Annotated in this window: 6 protein-coding genes and 1 pseudogene; 1 reads left to right on the forward strand and 6 read right to left on the reverse strand. The window is 63.5% G+C overall.

Annotation, left to right across the window (positions count from 1 at the left end):
- Positions 1 to 707, forward strand: a 707-nt coding sequence (locus tag EN991_RS14210) for a GMC family oxidoreductase (protein ID WP_245460963.1), incomplete at its 5' end; no start/stop codon positions are given.
- A 65-nt stretch (positions 708 to 772) separates the two neighbouring features.
- On the opposite strand, the gene EN991_RS14215 is transcribed toward EN991_RS14210, so the two are convergent.
- From EN991_RS14215 to EN991_RS14240, 6 genes and pseudogenes are all read right to left on the reverse strand, one after another.
- Positions 773 to 2,299, reverse strand: a complete 1,527-nt coding sequence (locus EN991_RS14215) for an aldehyde dehydrogenase family protein (RefSeq protein WP_127368990.1) — start codon at positions 2,297 to 2,299, stop codon at positions 773 to 775.
- The gene (locus EN991_RS14220) at positions 2,299 to 3,105 is read right to left on the reverse strand and encodes a creatininase family protein (RefSeq protein ID WP_013530431.1); all 807 of its coding nucleotides are present in this window, start codon (positions 3,103 to 3,105) and stop codon (positions 2,299 to 2,301) included. Before EN991_RS14220 ends, EN991_RS14215 begins: the two co-directional genes overlap by 1 nt.
- Complete coding sequence (locus tag EN991_RS14225) at positions 3,102 to 4,076, reverse strand: ABC transporter permease (protein ID WP_024503985.1); 975 nt, start codon at positions 4,074 to 4,076, stop codon at positions 3,102 to 3,104. Before EN991_RS14225 ends, EN991_RS14220 begins: the two co-directional genes overlap by 4 nt.
- A 10-nt stretch (positions 4,077 to 4,086) precedes the next feature.
- Positions 4,087 to 5,049 carry a Gfo/Idh/MocA family oxidoreductase gene (locus EN991_RS14230; RefSeq protein WP_127368991.1) on the reverse strand — a complete coding sequence of 321 codons (963 nt, stop codon included), beginning with the start codon at positions 5,047 to 5,049 and terminating at the stop codon, positions 4,087 to 4,089.
- 11 nt (positions 5,050 to 5,060) lie between these two features.
- A complete protein-coding gene (locus EN991_RS14235) occupies positions 5,061 to 7,604 on the reverse strand; it encodes an ATP-binding cassette domain-containing protein (protein WP_127368992.1) in 2,544 nt (847 codons plus the stop codon).
- 116 nt (positions 7,605 to 7,720) lie between these two features.
- Positions 7,721 to 8,136: pseudogene (locus tag EN991_RS14240) on the reverse strand (LacI family transcriptional regulator); the annotation flags it as partial.

The following is an 8,136-nucleotide window of genomic DNA, read 5'->3' on the forward strand; positions in this document are numbered from 1 at the left end:
CCGATCTGCCGGTCGGCGAAGGTTTCTTCGACCATCCTTATTGCCGCATCGAACTGAAGCTGAAGCCGGAATTCAAGGCGACCGATGTCGACGCGCGGCATACCAACTGCTGTGTGCGGATGAGTTCCGGTGTGCCGGGTGCCGAGCGCGACGACATCCTCTACGTCGCCATGAACCATGGCGGTATCGGCGTGGAGTCCGACAGCGCCCAGTTCGGCGAGGCCATGGTCAATCTGATCCTGATGGAGGCCAAGAGCCGGGGCACCGTGCAGTTGCGTTCCGCCAATCCCTTCGACCAGCCGATCGTGGAAGAGAACATGCTGGACGATCCAATGGATCTTCAGCGCATGCGTATCGCCTATCGCCACCTTGGCGAGATTGCCCGGCAGGCGCCGATCCAGGCGATCGCCGAGCGCGTCCTGCTGGGGGATTCCGATCTGCCTTTGTCATGGCTCGAAACGGCAAGCGACGAGGAGGTCGACAATTTCCTGCTGGCGCAGTCTTCCGATGCGCAGCATGGGATCGGCGGCTGTTGCATGGGTAGGCCCGGTGAGGCCGTGGTCGATCCGGAATGCCGGGTCTACGGTTTTGAAGGGCTGCGGGTTATCGATGCGTCGATCATGCCGCTCGATTGCCAGGCAAACACCAACCTGACCTCGATCATGATTGGCGAGAAAATGGCCGACAGCCTGCGCCGGTCCATCTGACAGCTCGCTGCCGAACGGCATACGGTCGCACGGGAGGCCCGCGCAAAAGGCGCGGGCCTTGAATGTCAGCGAGTGACGTCCACGGTAATCGTCTTCAGGTCGCACATTTCCATCAGCGTGTGCCGACCCCCGGTGCGGCCGAGGCCGCTCTGCGTCCCGGCGGCGCCGCCGGCAGGAATATGCGGCTCCCAATAGCAGCTCATCTCGTTGATGTTGACGATACCGACCCTCAGGCTTTCAGCAAAGGCAAAGGCGTTCTTGATGGTGCTGGTGAAGACCGCGGCCGACAGGCCGTAGGGGCTGGACGCCGCAAGTTCCATCGCCTCCTCGTCGGTCTCGAAGGTCAGGACGGGTGCAACCGGCCCGAAGGATTCCTCGACGTTGAGCAGGCTTTCCCGGGTCAGTCCTGTGACGATCGACGGCTCGAAATAGAGATTGGTAGCAAAACCCGACGCCACATTGCCGCCGGTGACGATCTCGGCGCCACGAGCGCGGGCGTCCGCAATGTGGCTGAGCACCTTGTCGACGGCGACCGCATTGTTGATCGGCCCCATCGTCGTCGCGGGATCGAAAGGGTCGCCCATTTTCACCTTCGCGGCCGCTTTCACCAGACCTTCGATAAACTGGTCATGGATGGATTTATGCACCAGCACACGTTCGGTGGCCGTGCAGATCTGCCCGGCATTGGCAAAGCAGCCGGCCCCCACCTGGGCGGCGGCCATGTCGATATCGGCATCGGCTAGCACGATGGTCGGACCGTTGCCGCCCATTTCGAGCAGAAGCGGCTTGGCCGCGCCACGCCGGGCGATCAACGCGCCGGTGGCGGAACTGCCGGTGAAGCCGATGGCATGGGTGCCCGGATGAACGACGGCCTCGTCGCCCACCTCCGCACCATCTCCCAGAACGAGATTGATGGCGCCGTCCGGCAAGCCCGCCTCGATGAAGCATTCGACAAGTGCCGTGGCAATCAGCGATGTCGTCGGCGCCGGCACCCAGACAACGGTGTTGCCCGTTGCGACGGCCGGTCCGAGATAGTAGAGGCAGGGCAGGGCGAGCGGGAAATTCCACGGCGTGATGATGGCAAAGATGCCCTTCGGCTGCAGGAAGCTGAAGGCGCGCTTGTTGGCATCGGCCAGGGGAAACGCCGCCGTCTCCAGCCACTTCATCTGCTCTGCCGCATTGCGGAAACCGAGAGCTGCCGCCGATGCTTCGGCCTTTGCCTCGCTGTGGAAGGGCTTACCCTGTTCCAGGCAGAGCAGGTGGGCAAGCTCTTCGGCGCGCCTGTCGATCGCGTCGGCGATGCGCATGCACAATTGAGCGCGTGCGAAGGTTCCCATCTTGCGCATGGTCTCGCGTGCGCCTTCGGCGGCTTTCACCGCGCGACCGACATCGGCGCGGGTGGAAAGGGAGAGATAGCCGAGATGCTCGCCCGTCGAAGGACTATCGATTTTCAGGAATTTGCCCGAGCTGCCGGCAATCCACTCGCCGCCGATGCGGTTGATGCCGATGCGGGCGGCTGCTTCCGGCTCCGAGACGATCGCCATGCCACGCAGGTTGGGGCCTTCGAGAGAAGATTTGAAATGGACTGTCATCATGCGTTCCTTTGGCCGAATTCGGATTGGATGTTCAAAATGGCGGCGCGGCTGCGTTCCACGGCTGCGATGAAAAGTCTGCTGCCGGCCTCCGCGCTTGCCTGCGATGGCGTGCCGATGACGCCGTTGTCGCGGATGGCTTCGAAACGGCGCCAGACGGTGACGGCCGGCGCGGCGTAAAGGTGAGGATCCGGCCAGGATGGCGGAGTGCCGCCTGGCGGGATGAGATCGCGGCGAACGCTGTCGCCAAGCACATGCATCATCAACGACGTTTCAAGCGCGCAAGCGTGACCGGTGCCTGTGGCGGCATCGGGCAGGGCCTGCGCCGCCACGTCGGCGATGAGATCGAAATACGAGAAACCCGCGGTGACGATGCCACGCTTGCCAAGGGTGGTGATCGCCACCTGGATGGCGGCGCGGTTTCCGCCATGGCCGTTCAGCATGACCGGCAGGAAGCCGTCTTCGGCAAGGCAGGTGCAGAGATCGACGAGAACGGCGATGAAGATCTGCGGGCTGAGGCTCATGGTGCCGGAGAAGGAGCGATGATGCTCGGACGAGCCATAGGCGAAAGGTTCGGCGACACGGATGGAGGCCTGTCCTTCCGCCGCGGCGAGCGCAACCGCTTCCGCAAGCCAGCAATCGACGCCGAGCGGCAGATGCGGGCCATGTTGCTCGACAGCGCCGAGCGGTAGAATGACGACGGGTTTATGCACGCCGGCTGTCGCGTGTCTTTCCGTATCCGGGGAGGTCATCAGCGCAAAGCTGGATCCAGGCGGGATCGGCAAGGCCGGAGCTGGCTCGTTCATCGTGCTGCCTCGACAAGCCGGGCCTTGGCGTAGGTCATGCCGGAATCGGCCAGGAGAGCGACCATGATGATTGCTCCCTTGTAGAGTTCGAGGCTGGACGGGTCCGTGCCGAACACCCGAAGCGCCGTCGTCAGCAGGCTGACGATCAGCGCGCCGACGACCGCGCCCCACACCGTTCCCCTGCCGCCGAAAATACTGGTGCCGCCAAGTACGGCCGCGGCGATCGCGTCCAGAAGCAGCGAGGTCCCGCCGATGTTGGGCGTCACGACCGGCACCCGGCTGATCATGATCACGGCTGTCAGGAAGACGAAGATACTGGAGGCGCAATAGACGAGGATCGTGTGTTTCGTCACCGGGATGCCGGCAAGTTCCGCGGCTCCGGCATCCGACCCGAGCGCATAGGTACGCAGCCCGAAACGGCTGTGCCGCATCAGGATTGCTGCTACGGCGACGATCAGCAGCGTTGCGAAAATGACATTGGGAATGCCGAAGCTGCGTTCGATGCCGACCGCGCGAAGCGTCGGATCCTTCAGCATCAGGACGCCTTTGGAGGCAACGGCAAGCGTTGCGCCCTGCAGCGCGACCATTGTGGCCAATGTCGTCACGAAGGGCGGTATCTTCAACAGTGCGATAACGGCGCCGTTCGCGAGGCCGATCACCACCATCACGGCAAAGCCGACGAGCAAGGCAAGCGGCAGGCTGGCGCCGCCGTCGATCAGGCTGGCGATGAAGACGGCACAGAAGGCGACGCCGACGCCGGCGGACAGGTCGATGCCTGCCGTCAGCAGAACGATCAGGGCGCCAAGCGCCAGTATGGCGATCGGGGTCGCCTGGGCGACGATGTTGATGAGGCTGGCGGTTGAAACGATGCGGGCGTCGATGAGCGCGAAGATCGCCAGCAGGATGACCAGCAGGATCAACGGCGAGAGGTCGAGAAAGCGCCTGCACCAAATGTTCTGTTGGCGGGTCATGAGGGTTCTCTCATCGGATGTGCCAATCTTCGACCGGTTCGCGCAGGCCTGATTTGACGCTGCGCAGGATTGCATCATTGACGGCGACGGCGCGCAGGGCGTCGTCGAGCGGCATCACGAAAGGGGTTTCGTCGCGAACCGCGGAAATGAAGGCGTCGGGCTGCGACCACTGTCCATGCGATAGGATACGTAGACCGTGGTCGCGCACGTCGAGATCGATCATGCCTTCGGTGCCGATGATTTCCGTGCGTGCCCAGATGCCGGTCGGAATGGTCGGTGGCAGCGTCCAGCCGAAGTAGAGCTGTCCGCTCATTCCGTTCGACAGCTCGACGGTGGAGAAGATCGCATCTTCGGATCGAACCCCGAGCGAAGGCATGAGCTTGGCGACCGGACGGGAGTAGACGGCGATGATGTCCGAACCCGAGATCCATTGCAGCGCATCCACGTCATGCACGCCGAGGTAGAAGCAGACGCTCGAATTTCCGTTCATGCGAAGACCGACTTCGCGATTGGTGAACCGGCCGCTGCTGCCGTGGATCGGCTCGCCGATCCGCCCGGATTTCACCGCTGCCGCGGCTTCGCAATAGCGCGGGTCGAACCGCAGGATGTGGCCGACCAACAGACGCGCGCCGTTTCTCTCCGCCGCTTTCGCAATCGCCTTGGCAGCGGAAAGATCATGAGCCATCGGTTTTTCGAGCAGCACCGGCTTGCCGGCATCGAGCAGAGTGCGGCAGACGTCTTCATGCAGCGTATCGGGTGCCGCCACTATGTAGGCGTCGACGGCATTGGCAGTCAGCGCGGCGGCGGCATCGGTGAAATGCCGGACGCCGAAATCGGACGCGGCCTTGCTTCCCGAGGCAGCGTTCGGATCAACGAATGCCGACAGTTCCGCGACAGGGCTGGCGGCAACCACCTGCGCATGCAGGAGGCCCATGTAGCCGGCACCGACGATGGCGATCTTCAACTTGCTCAAAGGGTTTCTCCTCACAGGCATGGTGCAAGGTTGGATGCTGGCCGGGGTGAGCAGGCTGGTGGTGTGATCGTGCGATCACCAAAGGCCAGCGTCATTACGTCTTCTTCCGTCGCCCCACGCGCCAGCGTGCCGACAGAGTGGCCTTCGCGCATGACGACGATGCGGTCGGCCACGCCGAGAACCTCGGGCAACTCGCTCGACACCATGAGGATCGCCGCGCCTTCGGCCTTCAATCTTGCGATCAGGTGATGGAGTTCGGACTTAGCGCCGACGTCGACGCCGCGCGTTGGCTCGTCGAACAGGATGATCTTCGGCTTGGTGGCAAGCCATTTGCCGATGACGACCTTCTGCTGATTGCCGCCCGAAAGTTCGATGGTCATCTTGTCGGGCTGGGCCGGCCGCACGCCGAGTGAGCCGATGAGATCGCGCGCGAGAGCCAGGATGCGGCGAGGTCTGAGCAGGCCGAAGTGACTGTTGTCGCGAATCCAGGCGAGGGACAGGTTATCCCTGATCGACATCGTGCCGACGAAGCCTTCCAGATGCCGATCTTCCGGTATGTAGACGATGCCGGCGCGATTGGCGGCCTTGGTGTCGCCGCCGGTCTGCTGCCCGCCGAAAATTCTGAGCGTGCCGCCATGCATGGGATCGAGGCCGGCAATCAGCCTGAGCACTTCGGAGCGGCCGCTGCCCATCAGGCCGGCGAGCGCGACGATTTCGCCCCTGCACACGCTGAGCGTGGCCGACTTCAAGAGCTTGCCATCGGAAATGTTGCTGATCTCGACCGCGGTTTCGCCGACTTGCGCTTCGAGATAGGGGAAGATGTCGCCGACATCGCGCCCGACCATCATGGCGACGATCTCGGCCTCGCTGGTCTGGCTGGTCTGGCGCTCGCCGATGAAGCGTCCGTCACGCAGAACGACGACGCGGTCGCACTGGCTGAAGATCTCTTCCATCTTGTGCGAGATGTAGAGGATGCCGGCGCCGCGAGCTCTCAGCCTGTCGATCAGGTCGTAGAGCTGGTCGCGCTCGCGGTTGGAGAGCGCGCTGGTCGGCTCGTCCATGATGAAGAACCAGGCATCGGACAGAACGGCACGGGCAATTTCCACCATCTGCCGGTGCCCGACGGAAAGCGTTCGCAGCTCCGCGGCAATGTCGATATCGAGCGACAGCTCGTCCATGATGGCCTTCGCATCGCGCCGCATCCGGGCCCGGTCGAGAAATCCCAGGCGGGTGTGCGGTTCGCGGCCGATGAAGAGATTCTCCGCCACCGTCAGGTCCGGCGAAAGGCTGAAATGCTGATGGATGACGCTGATGCCCTTGGCATCGCTGGGGGAGTGGAACTGGACGGCGTTGCCGTCGATGACGATCTCACCCTCGTCCGGGCGATGCAGACCAGAAATGCACTTCACCAGTGTCGATTTCCCGGCCCCGTTCTCGCCGGCAAGTCCCACCACCTCGCCAGCCGAGACGGCAAAGCTGACACCGTCGAGTGCCTTGACGCCCGGAAAAGACTTGCCAAGCCCGCGCAAGGCGATGCTGTGTTTGCCGACCGATGTTGCGGCGGTGTTGCGGGGCGACGGGGTGGACTTGCGGCCACCGGTCTTGAACAAGGCGGCGACACTCTCCGGCTGGCTGGTGAGAACGGCCACCAGAATGAGGCTCGCGGTCACGAAATAGATCAGGATCTGCGGCACCTGCAGGAAGGACAGGCCGGTGTTGATGACGCCCAGCAGCAGCGCCCCGATCGCCGTTCCCCAGATCGAGCCCTGGCCGCCGGAGAGTTTCGTGCCGCCGATGATCGCGGCTGTGATGGCTGTAAATTCAAGGCCGGTGCCGGCAAGCGGCTGTGCCGAACCAAGGCGGCCGATGGTGAGGATCGCGCCGAGCCCGGCTGTCGCACCGGCAATCAGGTAGACGGAGATGCGCACGAGGTCGACGGGAACCAGAGAGGCCCGCGCCGCCCCCGCATTGCCGCCGATCGCATAGATCCAACGCCCGTATACCGTTCGATTGAGCACGAACCACCAGAGGCCCAGGCAGATGGCGGCGATGATGACGGAGACCGGCAGCAGGCCGATTGTCTCGCGTCCGGCGAAAAGCAGGACCGGATCGGCGACCGCGATGCTGGATGCGCCGGAGAGACTGAGCGCCAGGCCGCGCGCGAACGCCATGGTGGCGAGCGTTGCGATGAAGGGAGAGATGCCGGCAAAGCCGATCAGCGCTCCATTGAGCAGACCTATCGCGGCACCGCCACCGATCGCGGCGAGAAGGCTCAGGCTCGCCGAGCCGGTTGCCGTATAGGCAAGACCCGCGGCGATGCCGGAACAGGCGAGGTTGCTGCCGACGGAAATATCGATGCCGCGCGCGATGATCACGGCCGTCATGGCAAAGGAGATGAGGGCGATGACCGCACTCTGCTGCGCGATGCTGACAAGGTTGCCGGTCGACAGAAAGCGCGGATCGATCCAGCCGAAGACGGCGATGGCGACCAGCAGCACCGCGATGAGAACCGGTTCGTTGCGCCGTAGTAACGGAGAGGTCCAGGACTGGAACATGGGTCGGTCCTCTTATCGAGCATCATGCGCGGTCACCACGGAAGCGGCGACGGCGATCGTCAGGAAAAGGGGACGCCGGATGACATGTCATCCGGCGCTTGAGCCGCTTTAGGCTGTTACTTTGCCAGGGTCATGGCGGTCGCCGGAACCTTGGGACCGAGTTGCTCGGTATAGTTCTTGGCTTCCACCGCCTCCTTGTCGGTGTTGATGTATTCGAAGGTGAGGCCATCCGCCTTGAGCTTCGCCGCCGTCGCATCCGAGGTCACGAAATAGGTCGGCATGTAGAGATCCTGCGGCAGCTTTTCGCCGTTGGCCAGGCGAGCGGCAACGGCGATGTTCCAGTAGCCGACACGATAGGCGCCGGTCAGCACGTCCATCACCATCTTGCCGTCGTCGATCAGCGGCTTCATCTCGGCGTCGCCGTCATAGCCGCCGTAGAGCAGCTGGGTTCCCATCGAACTGGCAACGGAATCGGCTGCCAGGCAAAGGCTGTCGGAGATGCAGCCGATGGCCTTCAGGTCCGGATAGGTGG

It is taken from the genome of Mesorhizobium sp. M7A.F.Ca.US.005.03.2.1 (assembly GCF_003997795.1).
Lineage (GTDB): Bacteria > Pseudomonadota > Alphaproteobacteria > Rhizobiales > Rhizobiaceae > Mesorhizobium > Mesorhizobium ciceri.